This window comes from Carnobacterium gallinarum DSM 4847 (assembly GCF_000744375.1).
In the GTDB taxonomy this organism is placed as follows: domain Bacteria; phylum Bacillota; class Bacilli; order Lactobacillales; family Carnobacteriaceae; genus Carnobacterium; species Carnobacterium gallinarum.
This window is the reverse complement of the sequence record NZ_JQLU01000005.1, coordinates 1618935-1633601: the sequence shown is the minus strand read 5'-3', so window position 1 is coordinate 1633601 and position 14667 is coordinate 1618935. Positions and strand designations below refer to the sequence as shown.

Genomic DNA, 14667 nt, shown 5'->3' with positions numbered 1-14667 from the left:
AACGAGTTACAATTATTAAAAACTGTTAACAAAACTCTTTTTTTGCTATTTTTTGGCAAAAAAAAACCAAAAGATCCGTGACATTTTAAACTAAAATTCACATTTTCTTTTGTTTCTTCCTTTAAAAACTCGTTCTGGACAATATTTCAGGACGAATTTCATGCTACTGAACACAGTATTTGCATTAAAATAGTATAACCTTTATTTTTGGCTTTGTCAATGAAAAAAGCCACCTAATTAGAATCCTGGTGACTTTTACTTGTTTATTATTTTTTGGCTAATTGATGCCAATCCCCACTTGGCAAATATATACTTTTTTGAGTAAACTCTGAATCGTTATCTAGGCGATATAAGTAGCAATAAACATCCAGCTCGCCATCATATAATTCCGTTACTGAATTATAGATATTTACTTTGACTAATTCACGCTCATACTCGTTTCCACTGGCTTGATTACCAGAATATCCTTCTAACTTATCAAGTTTTTTCAATGTAGTCTGAAAATCTTTTAGTTCAAACACTTCCCCATATACCCAGTCATTACCTGATAGCAACGCTGGATACCCTTTTTCTGTTAAATGATAAAGTTCTCCTTTAATTCTAGCTTTTATCGGAGTTCCTACGACCTTGCCTTTCAAATAAATTTGATAATTAAACAAGTCTTTCATTAAACTTCCATAGGCAAATAGCGGATGTGGGTGTACGTCTTGCATTAATGAATGGCACCTCCAACTGCTTTCAAATCAGCTTTACCATCAAATTCAACAATCGCTTCAATCGCCGCAGTCAATGCCTTAGTCATATCTGCTAAACTCATACATGGCTGATTCGCCTTATCTAATACTTGTTCTGGACTATACGGAACATGGATAAATCCACCTTTAATGTTAGGGTATTCTTTTGCAATTAAATATTGAACTTGGTACATAATATGGTTACAGACAAATGTTCCAGCTGTATTTGATACACTTCCTGGAACTCCTGCCGCTTTGATTGCAGTCACCATTGCTTTAACTGGCAATTGCGTAAAATAGGCAGTCTCACCATCTGCTTGAATGTCTTCATCTACTGGCTGATTGCCTTCATTGTCTGCAATTCGTGCGTCATCAACGTTAATGGCTACACGTTCTGGCGAAACAGCGAAACGCCCACCAGCTTGACCAATATTTAAAACAACATCTGGTTGATGTTCTTCTATCGCTTTTTTGACTACCTCTGCGGATTTGCCAAATACAGTTGGAATTTCTAATTGAATTACTTCAGCTCCATTAATAACTGGTGCTAAACCTTTAACTGCTTCTAATGCTGGATTAATAAGTTCGCCACCAAACGGATCAAAACCTGTAACAAGAATTTTCATTGTCTATTCTTCCCTTCTCTACAGCTCAATTTTATTAGTTAAATTTTACCACTAAAATGCCCAGAAATACATTAATACGATATGGATGATAATTAGAATAATCGCTAGCGGAGCTTGTGCTTTAATTACACCATTCGTATCTTTCATTTCTAATAACGCTGCTGGCAATGCATTAAAATTAGCTGCCATTGGTGTTAATAAAGTTCCACAAAATCCTGCTGTCATTGCTAATGCCCCCGCAATAATAGGATCTCCACCTTGGGCAATCACAAAAGGAATCCCAATTCCCGCTGTAATTACTGTAAAAGCCGCAAAACCATTTCCCATAATCATTGTAAAGATAACCATTCCTAAACAATACGCAATAACTCCAACTAAGCGATTTCCTTCAGGTACAAACCCTGAAATCCCACCAGAAATAACTGCCCCAACACCTGCTGCATTAAAGACAACTCCTAAAGCCGCTAATAACTGTGGCAAAATCCCAGTTGTCCCAACTTGTTGCAGCATACGATCTGCATCATCAAAAACAGTTTTTGGTTTTGCTTCTGTAACAAAAACAGCAATAAGCAGTGATAAAACAGCTGCAATCCCGATTCCAATTTGACCTGACAATGGACCAAATGGCGCCCATTGCGCAATTATTACTGCAATAACAGCTAATGAAATACATGGAAGAAAGACCTTGTTGCCAATTCTAGCTGCTGATTTTTCTGATTCTTCTTCACTTAAATCTGCAACTTTACCTAACTTCACTTGTTTAAATAACGTTAAAACACCCATGGCTAAAATCAAAATACCATCTATTATAAAGGGAATATAATTCCCTGCTGCAAAAACAATCCCAAGCAAGAACCAAAAAGCTGCAGTTCCTATACGAACTGGATTTGTCTGATCCTGAAAGACACGAACCGAAGTCATGACTAATAATAACCCGACTAATATATAGAAGATTTCTAAAATACTTCCTGCAATATTTTCCATATTTTATCCTTCTCCTTTTTCTTTTTTAGCACCTGTGCTATTTTTAGCATTATATTTTTTTGCCATTTTCTTATCAAATAGTACATTATAAATCCCAACTAATACTAACATTATTAGAGCAATGGGAATTGAAGCAATCGAGATGGAGATAGTAGATACTTTGTATCCTAAAGAATCCATCGTACTTGCAATTAATAACACTCCTGAAGCAGCAACAAAGGTATTTTGTGCAAAGAAATTACCAAAATTTTCAGTAGCTGCCGATCTTGCTTTAATTTTCTCTTGATCCTCTTCGCTAACTTCCCCATATTTATTTTCTGCAGCAGCTTGTGCCATCGGATTAACAATCGGACGAATAAATTGCGTTTGTCCTTGCACACGAATCGATAACGCTCCAGCAATCTCTCGAATAAACATATATATTGTTAAGAAACGTCCAGGTGTTAACCCTTTAATTTTTTCAATTAAAATAACTGCCTGTTGACGTAAACCGAAACGCTCAGATAATCCAATCATCGGTAAAGTCAGTAAGAACAACGTCACCATTCGATTTGAAACAAATGCCTCTCCTAATAACGATAAAAAATCTATAAATGATATACCTGATACAAGTGCTGTAGCTAATGCCGCAACTAACACAACTGCAATTGTGTCAAATTTAAAAATAAAACCTACCAAAATAATTAAAATACCAATTAGTTTAATATACTCCATTTTGCTTTCCTCCATTTTTTTTATTTTATCTAGTATACATCAAACAAAACTTATTGTTAATTATTTTAGTAATACAAACCATAAAAAAAGCTAGAAAGTAAACTGCTTCATTTATTTCTCAAAATAACATTATTCTTGTTATCCTTTGAAATAGTTCTACAATTCTACAATCTAGCTAATTGAATCCATATCCTTAAACTTCTTTAACACTCTGAATAATCCAATAACCTTTATCTTTTTCAATGATTTCTGCATTGCCAAAAGTTTCTTCCATTTTCGCTTTAGCTGAAGGCGCTCCTTGTTTTTTCTGGATGACAACAGTTAAGCTACCACCATCTTTTAAGTAATGATAGGCTCCAGTTAAAATGCCATGAACCACTTCTTTTCCAGCGCGAATCGGCGGATTACTAACAATCGCTGCAAACTCTTTCCCTTTAACTTCATCATACATATCTGAAATATGAATATCCACATTTCCCACACGATTATTAGAAGCATTTTGCTTAGCTAAGCCTAACGCACGTTCATTTACATCCACCATCTCAACTTGACGCTCTGGCGCCGCTTTCGCTAGTGATAACCCCATCGGACCATACCCACAGCCAACATCTAAAATATCCCCAGCAACTAATTCAGTTAAATCAAGGGTTTCTATTAATAAACGTGAACCAAAATCAACTGTCTTTTTTGAAAACACTCCTTGATCTGTCACAAATTTAAATTCATACCCTTTTAATTTATAAGACCAAGCCGCTTCTTTTGAAATAGCGGAAGGTTTATTTGTGTAATAATGATCTGCCATCTTATTCATTCCTCGTTTCACTTTTCATTTTCTCTCTATATTCTACACTGTTTTCTGAAAAGTTCCTACTCTCAGATTAGATTAAATTTTTTTTATTCCAAAATTGTTGAATTTCATTTACAACATGCTCTTTACTTGTTACTAATCTAGCATTCGACCAGTGTTCTGGAAAAAGCATTCGATAGCGACCAGAATCAAAACGTTGATCCAACAATAGCACCACACCTAGATCCTGACTGCCACGAATCACTCGACCAGCTGCCTGTAAAACTTTATTCATTCCTGGAATCTGGTAAGCATATTGATAGCCTTGTCCATTCTCATGATCGTAATATTTCTTAACTAAATCTTGCTCTAAATTCAATTGCCCTAAACCAACACTAATAACTGCTACACCAATCAAACGATCTCCCTTTAAATCAATTCCCTCTGAGAAAATCCCACCTAACACACAAAAACCAGCCAGACCTTCCTGAGGATTTGCTACAAATTCAGCTAAAAAAGCTTCTCGTTCTGCTTCATCCATATCTGAAGCTTGAATAATCGTTTGATAGTGAGGATATTTACTAGAAAAAACAGCATATACCGCATCTAAATAATGATAAGATGGAAAGAAAAATAAATAGTTGCCTTTTTTTCCACTAATTAGCGCTGACAAACTATCTGCAATCGGTTCAAGGCTATCTTCGCGATTTTGATAGCGAGTATCAATATAATTTGAGACTAATAACAATTGATTTTCCATTGAAAATGGCGATGGCAACTGATAGCATAATGGATTTTCTGTGCCACCCAATACTTGTGAGAAGTAGCTAATTGGCGATAAGGTTGCTGAAAATAAAATCGCTGCTTTGCCTAACTTTAATGCCTGATTCAATAAATAGGACGGATTCAAACAAAGTTGTTTGATTGTCACTTCATGACCTTTCACTTGAATATAAGTCACATAACGTTCATCATAAAGCTCAGCAATTTTTAAATACATTAATGCATCAAAATAAACAGCCAACAATTCTGCTTGATGCTCAGATTGCAAATTCAAAGGCAGCCATGCCTTTGCCGCTTCTGTAAATTTGGCAATATGTTTCACAAATGTATCTGCAGGTTCAGTTTGAACTAGAAAATCTCGACCTTCACAGTTCTTTTTAAACGCTACAAAATCCTTATCTAATCGATTGACAGCACGAACTAATTTCGGATCTTCTCCATGAACCGTTTTTTTCAACCGACTAATTTGACTTCTTGATAGACTGGCAGAAAACATTGATTTAGAGCGTTCCACTAAGTTATGCACTTCATCAATTAGAAATACATATTCATTTTTTTCTTCTGTAAAAAAACGGCGCAAATACACATTCGGATCAAATAAATAATTATAGTCGCATATAATCGTATCACACCACAAACTCACATCTAATGACAGTTCAAAAGGGCAAATAGTATATTTAACCGCATATTTTTCTACAACACTACGAGTAATCTGGTCCTCTGCTGTCAGCAAATCAAACATCGCTTCATTCAAACGATCATAGTACCCTCGAGCATAAATACAATGATCTGGATTACAAATCCGTTCATCTAAAAAACAAATTTTATCCTTCGCAGTAATCGTGACACTCTTGAGACGCAATCCTTTACGCTCCATCTCTGCAACTGCATCTTCAGCGACTTGCCTAGTGATAGTCTTAGCCGTTAGATAAAAGAGTTTTTCAGCCTTTTCTTCTCCAATAGCCTTCACTGCTGGAAATAAAGTCGACATTGTTTTTCCAATTCCAGTGGGTGCCTCACAAAAAAGCTCTTGCTCCGTTAAAATCGTCTTATATACCGCTACCGCTAATTCTCTTTGCCCATTCCGATAGCTTCCATATGGGAATTCCAATTCTTGAATCGATTGATTCCGCAATTTTGTCCAATTGGAACTAAAAATCAACCATTTTTCATACTTTTGAATTAAATCATAAAAAAATTGCGTTAATTCTTCTTGACTCCAAACTTCTTGTACTTTTGTTAACTCTTCCGTTGTTGTTTGAAAGTAACTTAACTGCAGTCTAACTTCTGATAGATTTTCTGCTTGGCACAATAAATAGCCGTAACATTTTAACTGTCCCCAATGCAATTCTTTTTCAGCATCATCTAATAAATCAAATGGTGTTTCAGAGGTTTTAATCTCATCAATCATAACCATTGTCTCTTCTTCTCGAATCACACCATCGGCACGACCTTCAATCGTATAATCCAATCCATTCATGAGCAGCGTTTTTTTTAAGAAAACTTCGGCTTGATAGCTTTCTCCTGCTGCTTTTTGGATTTTCTTATGCAATCGTGTTCCTTCTAGAGCTGTATGAGCGGAGCTGGCAAACCGTTGGTCAATACTGCCTTTTCGTAAAATAAAACTGACTAATTGACGCACCGCAATTCTTTTCCTCACCATCTCATCCACCCCTTTTCTAATTCGTCTCCACCTATTATAGAACATACATTCCCTTAATAACAGCAAAAAATCTCGTTTCTAAAAGAATACGAGATTTACTAGCTTACTTTTATTTAATAAAGCGTTGGTACCAATCCACCATCTACTCGAATAGCAGCGCCATTGAAAGCACTCGCCATCGGGCTACTTACAAATGCAACCATGCGCCCAATTTCTTCTGGTTCAATAAACTTTTGAATTAATGAGTGGGGGCGATTTTCTGACATGAAGCGGCGGCCTTTTTCAACAAGATCTTCCGTAGAATCCGGAAACCAATTTTCTAGCATCTCTACAACACCTTCAGTCATTGTCGAACCCGGCATTACCGTGTTTACAGTCACTTTACTTCCTTTTGTTAATTTTGCTAATGTCTTGGATAAACTTAGCTGCATTGTTTTCGACATACTGTATTGAGGCATTTCTTCATCAGGCATCACTGCTACTTCACTGGCAATAAAGACAATTCGCCCTGAATCTTTCACTAACATCTTAGGCAAATAAAATTGTGCTAAACGATTGCCACTTAATACATTGACTTCAAAATAATGCTTCCAATCCTCATCTGTTAATTTAAAATAATCTGAATTCGTAAAAATCCCTAAATTATTCACTAAAATATCGACTTCTGGAAAAGCTTTTGTTAATTGGTTCGTTCCATCTATTGTTGCAATATCAAAAGCTGCTGGTAATGGATTTGTCATAGGATACTGCTCTTTTAGCTCTCTAACAACATCTAATACAACTGCCTCATTCCGACCATTAATAAGGACATCAACACCTTCTTTAGCAAGCTCAAAAGCAATTGCTTTCCCAATTCCTTTAGTTGAACCTGTAACTAAAGCTGTCTTCCCGGTTAAATACATTTCCATAGTTGCTTCCTCCTTAGTTCATTAAAAGTCAAAGTTATCTGGATCTGGACCGATACGACGGTCTTCATTCAACGCTTCAATGGCTAGCATATCCGCTTCGGTTAATTCAAAATCAAAAACATCTTTATTTTGTGCTAAACGTTCTGCATTTGTTGATTTTGGAATCGTCACTACATTGTTTTGCAAATCCCAACGTAACACAATTTGTGCTGCAGATTTAGCATATTTTTCAGCCAACTCTAAAATCATTGGATTAGTTAAAATCTCACCATTCATTAAAGGTGACCAAGCTTCCATTTGAATATCATGTTGATTTAAGAAAGTTTGTAATGCTTTTTGATTTAATTTAGGATGATATTCTACTTGATTGATCACTGGTTTAATCTCAGTTGCTGCAAATAACTCTTCTAAATGATGAATTTGGAAATTACTTACACCAATACTACGAATTTTACCTGCTGAATAAAGTTCTTCCATTTTTTTCCATGTCGAAATAAATTTGTCTGCTACTGGCCAGTGAATTAAGTATAAATCTAAATAATCTAAGCCCATTTTCGTTAAACTTGTTTGATAAGCTAATTCTACCTTATCATAGCCCATATCTGCTGTCCAAATTTTAGAGGTGATAAACAAATCTTCACGTTTTAGCCCTGTTACAGCTAGGCCTTGACGAATTCCTTCTCCAACAGCTTCTTCATTACCATAGATACTTGCGGTATCAATACTACGATATCCTTCAGCAATCGCTGTTTTAACAGCATTAACCAGTTCATCATAATCTTCCACACGAAAAACACCTAATCCTAAACGAGGCATTTCCACTTTGTTGTTTAATAGCGTTGTACTTGCAAATGTTAAATTCATTTCATTTCCTCCATAAATTGATTTACTTTTTTGTGATATGAGTATACTATATACCTAACACTTCTAAATAGGAAGTAGGTACTTTTTTGTACTATAGGTACTAAAAAGTACTCATAAATCAATTAAAGCGAGCTGATAAACTGAAAACAACTGTTTATAACATTGGAGTTGAAGCAACAATTGACGTCATCGGTGGCAAATGGAAGCCTATTATTCTCTGCCATTTGAAACATGATACTAAGCGTACTTCTGAATTAAAACGATTAATGCCTAAAATCACACAAAAAATGCTGACTCAGCAACTTCGAGAGCTAGAATTAGATGGTGTTGTCAATCGTACCGTTTACGAACAAGTTCCTCCTAAAGTTGAATATTCCTTAAGTACTTATGGAGAATCGTTAGCTCCCGTATTAGAGCTACTTTGCTTATGGGGCGAAATCCATGTTCAGCAACGTGTTGATATTTATCATGAGGACATCCTTTTGGAGAATAAAGAACTTAGCTAAACAAACTACCTGTTCTGAACAGAGAATCTTCTTCATACTAGATTCTTTATTCAAGACAGGTAGTTTATTTTTAACGCCTAATATAAGTTGGTGCGAAACTTACTTTTTCAATCGAGTGATTTTTCAATAAATTAAATGCATGATAGCCAATTTTTTGTAGATGCAAATCAATTGTAGAAATTTGCAAAATTTCACTTAGATACATATTTAATTGACCAATAATCTGAACGGGTAGGTTTTTATTTTGGTAGATTTGATAAATTCCTGCTGCAACTTCATCATTATTTGTAAAAATAACTTCCGGTCGTTGACTCTCCTCTAAGTTGCTAAAATATTCTCCAGCTTCCATCCCACTTTGACTGTCATAACAATAGTTTACAATATATTCAGGCTGAATCGGATCAAAAAAACGTTCATAGGCCATATAAGTAAATTTGGCACTGTTGCTGTTTCGTGTTTTACGGCTTAATGTAATGCCAATTTTTTCAACACCTTCTACTTTTAACTCTTGAAACACTTGGCTATACGCACTTAAACGATCTACAAAAACACTGGCAACCTGATAAGATCCCGTATCCTCACAACAAACAATCGGTCCATATTGAGTAAATTGTTCAATCTCAGCAAGTTCATGAACCCGAGAGGCAACAATAATTCCATCGAAACGTTTATTTTTCAATTGTTTAAAATAATGAGCTTCCGTATCTTTATCATGATTAGTCGGCAACAAAGTAACCATATAGTTTTGTTCTACAGCTGCTTGCAAAATCCCGCTGATTAGTTGATTAAAGTAAGCAAAATCAATACCAGGTACGACTACGCCAATGTTCCGCGACTTCCCCGCTTGTAATTCTCTAGCTTTACTGTTAGGTGCGTAGTCCGTTTCAGCGATTACCTTTAGCACCCGTTGCTTCTTTTCCTCAGAAACGTAAGGATGATTGTTCAACACTCGGGAAACCGTAGAAATTGAACATTCTGATAACAGTGCAATATCTTTTATATTCAAACAACCTTCACCATCCTTTTACTTTTATTCTAGCATAATAAAAAGCAATCAGAATTTATTATTTTCCCTTATGCAGATTGTTTTTCTACGTTCATATAGGCTTGTAAAACAAACTGAGCAATTTTCATGATACAAAGGCTACCATTTTCAGTAATATGAACTAAATGTTTTTTGGTAGTTAAAGTTATTTTCGGTAAATCATCGACTTTACTTACATTCACTTCTTGGATGTCTTCTAGAGAAACTTTAATATAAATCGGTTTATTCAAAAATGTTTTTTGTTGAATAATCAGATAGTTTTTAACGAAGAATAGTTCAACATCATATTTTTCAAATCCTACTTCATCCATAATTTCAATCATTCCTTGCATTTTCTTCACACCTTTTCGTAAGATAGTATGAGGTAACTATACTTTATGAAATGCTTCCCAGGTCAAGAACGAACAATGAAAATAATTCACTACAAAAAAACACGCAGGGAAAATCCCTACGTGTTTTAAACTATTCAATTAAGAATTATTTAACTTCTACTGTTGCGCCAACTTCTTCAAGTTGAGCTTTAAGAGCTTCAGCGTCATCTTTAGATACGCCTTCTTTGATTGCAGCAGGAGCGCCATCAACTAAACCTTTAGCTTCTTTTAAGCCAAGGCCAGTAGCTTCACGAACCACTTTGATAACTTTAATTTTTTGGTCTCCAGCAGCTGTTAATTCAACTGTGAATTCTGTTTGCTCTTCAGCAGCAGGACCAGCAGCGCCAGCAGCAGCTACAGGAGCAGCAGCAGTTACGCCAAATTCTTCTTCGATTGCTTTTACTAAATCATTTAATTGTAATACTGTTGATTCTTTCAAATCAGCAATAATTTGTTCAACATTTAATGCCATTTTTAAGTTCCTCCATTATTGGGTAGTTTTTTTTATTAACTTGCACATAAGAATAAGGGCTTAGAATTAAGCAACTTCTTCTTTTTGATCTGCAACTGCTTTGATAGCAAGAGCAGTATTTCTGACTGGAGCTTGTAGGACTGATAATAGCATTGAAAGTAAACCTTCGCGATTCGGTAGTTTCGCAAGAGATTGGATTTCTTCTGTTGAAGAAACTTTTCCTTCAATAATACCACCTTTAATTTCTAAAGCTTCAACTTTATCAGCAAATTCGCTGATAATTTTCGCAGGTGCGATAACATCTTCATTACTGAACGCTACTGCTGTAGGTCCTTTGAAAACATCACCTAAACCAGGTAAATTAGCTGCTTCAGCGGCACGGCTTAAAATAGAATTTTTGATAACTTTCATTTCAACGCCTGCTTCACGTAATTGTTTACGTAATTCTGTCACTTGATCAACTGTTAAACCACGGTAATCCACGATAACTACTGATGCTGCATCAGTAAATTTTACTGTTACAGTTTCAACGATTGCTTGTTTTGTAGCGATAGCTGCTTGACTCATATTAGAATTTCACCTCCTAGTAGATTGTCTGGGATTGGAACGATATCGATAAAAATTAGTCTCGATACAGAAAACTGTAAGGGGACAACCCTCATTTCATTCGTCTTGTATTTTGCTATATCTATTCTGACGCAAAGCGTTAGTCATAGTGGCACAAAATAAAAAGCCCCATGTCACCTTAGACATAGAGGGATAGTTTTATGCTTACGCATATATTCATCCTCGGTAGGATTTTATAGCTTTCGCTACCTACTGTCTTCGGTATTATTTATTAACCTAAATGATTGTACCAAGTACAATCATCCAGGTCAAGGTTTTTTTAATTAAAATGAACCTTGGTCAACTTTTACGCCAGGACCGAAAGTTGTTGTAACTGTAATGTTTTTGATGTATTGACCTTTAGCAGAAGAAGGTTTAACTTTCATCATTGTATCGTTGATAGTTTTAAAGTTCTCTACTAATTTTGCATCATCAAATGATACTTTACCAATTGGAGCTTGTACGTTACCAGCTTTATCAACGCGGTAAGTTACTTTACCAGCTTTGATTTCATTGATAGCTTTAGTTACATCCATTGTTACAGTACCAGTTTTAGGGTTAGGCATTAAGCCTTTAGGTCCTAACACACGTCCAAGACGACCAACTTCAGCCATCATGTCAGGTGTTGCAACGATAACATCGAAGTCGAACCATCCACCACTAATTTTTTGAACAAGATCAGAATCACCTACGTAATCTGCTCCTGCTGCTTCTGCTTCTTTAGCTTTTTCGCCTTTAGCGAATACTAAGACGCGTTGAGTTTTACCTGTTCCATTTGGAAGAACAACTGCCCCACGAATTTGTTGGTCAGCTTTCTTAGGATCAACTCCAAGTCTATAAGCGACTTCTACTGTTGCATCAAATTTAGCGAAATCGATTGATTTTACTAAAGCAACTGCTTCTTCTACTGAATAAGCTTTTAAAATATCAACTTGCTTTGCAGCAGTTAAATACTGTTTGCTCTTTTTAGCCATGTTCTTTTTCCTCCTTGATTGTGGTTATAACGGTTTTACCTCCCACTTAATCCTCATATCTAATTTATTAGTCTATGAGCGATACTGAGAAGCCTGGTTGAAGATTAGTCCTCGATTGTGATACCCATGCTTCGTGCAGTACCTTCGACCATAAGCATTGCAGCTTCAACAGATGCAGCGTTTAAGTCGGGCATTTTTGTTTCAGCGATTTCTCTAACTTTATCGCGTTTAACTGTCGCAACTTTTTTAGTATTTGGTTCACCTGAACCAGATTCAATACCAGCAGCTTTTTTAAGTAAAACAGCAGCAGGTGGTGTTTTTGTAATAAATGTAAATGAACGATCTTCATATACAGAGATTACTACTGGAATAATTAATCCAGCTTGATCAGCAGTACGTGCATTAAATTCTTTACAGAATCCCATGATATTCACTTGTGCTTGACCTAACGCAGGACCTACCGGTGGAGCTGGATTTGCTTTACCTGCAGGAATTTGCAATTTAACTAATTTAACAACTTTTTTAGCCACGAGACATACCTCCTTGATTGAGTCCGTGATGTGGTTAATGGGGTTAATATTTCCCCTCCCACTTTCTTACATACGTTAAAACGTACCTAAACAATATAGCAGATTTTATTTATTAAAGCAAGTAGTTCTCAGAAAAAAGCCTTTATTCAGCACAATTACTTTTTCTCTTTCCATAAAAAAGTTGCAACAGCTTTATCTACTGCTGTATTTTCGTGAAGAAGGCTATGGGCTGCTTTGGCTCCCGTAAAGGTCATTTCTCGATAATCCTCAACTTGTCCTTCAAAAATAAATTTACTTGACAACGCACTTGCTACTGAAACTGAACCGTCACTCTTTGTTCCATCTTCTTTATCACCAGCAATTGACAAGACTGCTAAATCTACTGGAATATTCGTGCGAGAGTCCATGAAATTCTGATAACGCTCGGTTAACGTTTTTGGACCAGTCGAAGTTAAATCATAATCCGTTACACCATCATTCCCGATTTCCAAGCCATTTAGAGGTGCAGCAATCGAAACTAATTTGTCCATTGTTGGATATTGCGGATCAGAACCAACCATTGTAATGTAGTTTACTAAGCTAACGCCGCCCATTGAATGACCAACGGCATTGAATTCTTGAATATCATACTTCTCTTTTAATGAGAGTAGCAACTTCTTAATCCACCCACTTTGATTTTCTTCCGTGCTTCTATTTTCAACAAACAACACTTGAATCATAGGATTCGACTGATCTTTTTTATAGTCCCCTTGATAGCTAATTGTTCCGTCGCCTTCAATAGTAGCAATCAAAGATGTCGTTCCTTCACCAGTTTTAGCAAATCGATTAATCATACCCCCGAATGAATTCCTGCCGCCACTGTAACCATGAATAAAAATAGTTGGTTTATTTTGACTCCCTTTACTGTCACTGTCAGACTCTGAGGCTTGACGGCTAGAGTCCCTTTCTGTGGATGTCCCTTTGGCAGTCGTTTTCTTTTCTGGCAAGATTGGTTGATTTTGCGGTTCACTAAAAAAGAAAAAAGCACCATATCCAATCCCAACAAGGAGTAACACACTGACTCCAAGTAAAATCTTTTTCATTTATTTCCCCCTCCGCTTCTTTTTAAAATCAAATTTTCTATTTTTATTTGTTCCTAGTATAGCACAGGAAACTCACAAAATTTATTAAGGAATTACTAGGAAATAAAAAAAAGTGGCTTTTAACAATTTTTCAATTGTCAGCCACTTTCTCATGCTATTTTTATAGTGAATCAATTTGTTCAAAATCAAGTTCAGTACTTGTTTCGCGTCCAAACATCTCAACATTTACTTTTAGTTTTGCACGTTCATTGTCAATCTCAGTAATCTTACCAGTTAAGCCACTAAATGCACCTTCGATAATAGTTACTGTATCATTCACTTCAAAATCAAGCTCTTGATGACGATTGCTGATACCTAAGCGACGTAAAATCACTTCAATCTCTTCATTTAATAGTGGCGCAGGCTTACTACCAGCACCATGTGATCCAACGAATCCAGTTACTCCTGGAGTATTACGAACTACATACCAAGAATCATCTGCCATGATCATTTCGACTAAAACATAACCAGGGAAGGTTTTTTTCATGTTTATTTTTTCTTTCCCATTTTTAGTTTCAGTTTCTTCTTCTTCAGGAACAACTACACGGAAAATGTAATCTTCCATTCCCATACTATTTGAACGTGACTCAATATTTTGCTTCACTTTATTTTCATAGCCAGAATACGTGTGTAACACATACCATTGTTTTTCGCTTTCAATCTGTTCCACGTTTAACACTCCTAATATTTATTTTTATCACAACATACAAAAAAACCTTCTATTTTCTGAAAAGAAGGTCAATTGCGTTTAATGTATAGATTAGTATACCATTTTTGGTGCCAATTCGCCAATGAATTTATTTGATAAATAAATCTAAAATAGACTTAATACCAAAATCGACAACCATAAAGAAAATAACAAAGAAAAATACTGTTCCGAAAACGGTCATTGTGTATTTTCTTAATTCTTTTCCAGTTGGCCAAGTAACTTGTTTCATTTCACTTTTTACGCCCTTAAGAAATTTCCCCATTTCTATGT

General features: G+C 35.7%; 18 protein-coding genes and 1 other annotated feature. Of the genes, 1 reads left to right on the top strand and 17 read right to left on the bottom strand.

The features are described from left to right. Positions 1-266: 266 nt before the first annotated feature. From BR43_RS12335 to BR43_RS12300, 8 genes are all read right to left on the bottom strand, one after another. Positions 267-713, bottom strand: coding sequence for a gamma-glutamylcyclotransferase family protein (locus BR43_RS12335; protein WP_034562404.1), 447 nt, complete (start codon positions 711-713; stop codon positions 267-269). Continuing rightward, entirely contained in the window at positions 713-1360 is a 648-nt protein-coding gene (pcp, locus tag BR43_RS12330) for a pyroglutamyl-peptidase I (RefSeq protein WP_034562402.1), read from the bottom strand. The genes BR43_RS12335 and pcp overlap by 1 nt, the downstream gene beginning before the upstream one ends. Before the next feature lie 51 nt (positions 1361-1411). Next, a complete protein-coding gene (locus tag BR43_RS12325; protein WP_034562400.1) occupies positions 1412-2344 on the bottom strand; it encodes a DUF979 domain-containing protein in 933 nt (310 codons plus the stop codon). Positions 2345-2347: 3 nt separating this feature from the next. After that, positions 2348-3058 carry a DUF969 domain-containing protein gene (locus tag BR43_RS12320; RefSeq protein WP_034562398.1) on the bottom strand — a complete coding sequence of 237 codons (711 nt, stop codon included), beginning with the start codon at positions 3056-3058 and terminating at the stop codon, positions 2348-2350. A 193-nt stretch (positions 3059-3251) separates the two neighbouring features. Next, positions 3252-3860: a class I SAM-dependent methyltransferase gene (locus BR43_RS12315; protein WP_034562396.1), complete on the bottom strand. Its 609-nt coding sequence runs from the start codon at positions 3858-3860 to the stop codon at positions 3252-3254. Between the two features lie 76 nt (positions 3861-3936). Further along, positions 3937-6291 (bottom strand): ATP-dependent DNA helicase, encoded by a 2355-nt coding sequence (locus BR43_RS12310; protein WP_034562395.1) that lies wholly within the window; start codon positions 6289-6291, stop codon positions 3937-3939. Between the two features lie 113 nt (positions 6292-6404). After that, the gene (locus BR43_RS12305) at positions 6405-7199 is read right to left on the bottom strand and encodes an SDR family NAD(P)-dependent oxidoreductase (protein WP_034562384.1); all 795 of its coding nucleotides are present in this window, start codon (positions 7197-7199) and stop codon (positions 6405-6407) included. A 21-nt stretch (positions 7200-7220) separates the two neighbouring features. Next, positions 7221-8063 carry an aldo/keto reductase gene (locus tag BR43_RS12300; protein ID WP_034562377.1) on the bottom strand — a complete coding sequence of 281 codons (843 nt, stop codon included), beginning with the start codon at positions 8061-8063 and terminating at the stop codon, positions 7221-7223. Positions 8064-8203: 140 nt separating this feature from the next. On the opposite strand from BR43_RS12300, the gene BR43_RS12295 reads away from it, so the two are divergent. Continuing rightward, positions 8204-8569, top strand: a complete 366-nt coding sequence (locus tag BR43_RS12295; RefSeq protein WP_034562374.1) for a winged helix-turn-helix transcriptional regulator — start codon at positions 8204-8206, stop codon at positions 8567-8569. 70 nt (positions 8570-8639) lie between these two features. On the opposite strand, the gene BR43_RS12290 is transcribed toward BR43_RS12295, so the two are convergent. The 9 genes from BR43_RS12290 to secE all read right to left on the bottom strand — a co-directional run bounded on the left by BR43_RS12290 (position 8640) and on the right by secE (position 14659). After that, a complete protein-coding gene (locus BR43_RS12290; RefSeq protein WP_034562371.1) occupies positions 8640-9575 on the bottom strand; it encodes a LacI family DNA-binding transcriptional regulator in 936 nt (311 codons plus the stop codon). A 68-nt stretch (positions 9576-9643) separates the two neighbouring features. Continuing rightward, the gene (locus BR43_RS12285) at positions 9644-9946 is read right to left on the bottom strand and encodes a hypothetical protein (RefSeq protein WP_034562369.1); all 303 of its coding nucleotides are present in this window, start codon (positions 9944-9946) and stop codon (positions 9644-9646) included. 145 nt (positions 9947-10091) lie between these two features. Then, complete coding sequence (gene rplL / locus BR43_RS12280) at positions 10092-10457, bottom strand: 50S ribosomal protein L7/L12 (RefSeq protein WP_034562367.1); 366 nt, start codon at positions 10455-10457, stop codon at positions 10092-10094. 66 nt (positions 10458-10523) lie between these two features. Continuing rightward, the gene (gene rplJ, locus BR43_RS12275) at positions 10524-11024 is read right to left on the bottom strand and encodes a 50S ribosomal protein L10 (protein WP_034562365.1); all 501 of its coding nucleotides are present in this window, start codon (positions 11022-11024) and stop codon (positions 10524-10526) included. Between the two features lie 150 nt (positions 11025-11174). Beyond that, positions 11175-11304: a sequence feature (ribosomal protein L10 leader region), on the bottom strand. Between the two features lie 43 nt (positions 11305-11347). Next, positions 11348-12037 carry a 50S ribosomal protein L1 gene (rplA, locus tag BR43_RS12270; RefSeq protein ID WP_034562363.1) on the bottom strand — a complete coding sequence of 230 codons (690 nt, stop codon included), beginning with the start codon at positions 12035-12037 and terminating at the stop codon, positions 11348-11350. Between the two features lie 104 nt (positions 12038-12141). Beyond that, complete coding sequence (rplK, locus tag BR43_RS12265; RefSeq protein WP_034562362.1) at positions 12142-12567, bottom strand: 50S ribosomal protein L11; 426 nt, start codon at positions 12565-12567, stop codon at positions 12142-12144. Positions 12568-12722: 155 nt separating this feature from the next. After that, complete coding sequence (locus BR43_RS12260) at positions 12723-13649, bottom strand: alpha/beta hydrolase (RefSeq protein ID WP_034562360.1); 927 nt, start codon at positions 13647-13649, stop codon at positions 12723-12725. A 160-nt stretch (positions 13650-13809) separates the two neighbouring features. Further along, the gene (gene nusG / locus BR43_RS12255; protein ID WP_034562358.1) at positions 13810-14358 is read right to left on the bottom strand and encodes a transcription termination/antitermination protein NusG; all 549 of its coding nucleotides are present in this window, start codon (positions 14356-14358) and stop codon (positions 13810-13812) included. 127 nt (positions 14359-14485) lie between these two features. After that, entirely contained in the window at positions 14486-14659 is a 174-nt protein-coding gene (gene secE / locus BR43_RS12250) for a preprotein translocase subunit SecE (RefSeq protein WP_034562356.1), read from the bottom strand. Positions 14660-14667: the final 8 nt, after the last annotated feature.

Excerpts from the sequence above, each read along its gene's own strand:
- BR43_RS12335 (WP_034562404.1), bottom strand. The coding sequence starts at position 713 with ATGCAAGACGTACACCCACATCCGCTATTTGCCTATGGAAGTTTAATG.
- pcp (WP_034562402.1), bottom strand. The coding sequence starts at position 1,360 with ATGAAAATTCTTGTTACAGGTTTTGATCCGTTTGGTGGCGAACTTATT.
- BR43_RS12325 (WP_034562400.1), bottom strand. The coding sequence starts at position 2,344 with ATGGAAAATATTGCAGGAAGTATTTTAGAAATCTTCTATATATTAGTC.
- BR43_RS12320 (WP_034562398.1), bottom strand. The coding sequence starts at position 3,058 with ATGGAGTATATTAAACTAATTGGTATTTTAATTATTTTGGTAGGTTTT.
- BR43_RS12315 (WP_034562396.1), bottom strand. The coding sequence starts at position 3,860 with ATGGCAGATCATTATTACACAAATAAACCTTCCGCTATTTCAAAAGAA.
- BR43_RS12310 (WP_034562395.1), bottom strand. The coding sequence starts at position 6,291 with ATGGTGAGGAAAAGAATTGCGGTGCGTCAATTAGTCAGTTTTATTTTA.
- BR43_RS12305 (WP_034562384.1), bottom strand. The coding sequence starts at position 7,199 with ATGGAAATGTATTTAACCGGGAAGACAGCTTTAGTTACAGGTTCAACT.
- BR43_RS12300 (WP_034562377.1), bottom strand. The coding sequence starts at position 8,063 with ATGAATTTAACATTTGCAAGTACAACGCTATTAAACAACAAAGTGGAA.
- BR43_RS12285 (WP_034562369.1), bottom strand. The coding sequence starts at position 9,946 with ATGCAAGGAATGATTGAAATTATGGATGAAGTAGGATTTGAAAAATAT.
- rplL (WP_034562367.1), bottom strand. The coding sequence starts at position 10,457 with ATGGCATTAAATGTTGAACAAATTATTGCTGATTTGAAAGAATCAACA.
- rplJ (WP_034562365.1), bottom strand. The coding sequence starts at position 11,024 with ATGAGTCAAGCAGCTATCGCTACAAAACAAGCAATCGTTGAAACTGTA.
- rplA (WP_034562363.1), bottom strand. The coding sequence starts at position 12,037 with ATGGCTAAAAAGAGCAAACAGTATTTAACTGCTGCAAAGCAAGTTGAT.
- BR43_RS12260 (WP_034562360.1), bottom strand. The coding sequence starts at position 13,649 with ATGAAAAAGATTTTACTTGGAGTCAGTGTGTTACTCCTTGTTGGGATT.
- secE (WP_034562356.1), bottom strand. The coding sequence starts at position 14,659 with ATGGGGAAATTTCTTAAGGGCGTAAAAAGTGAAATGAAACAAGTTACT.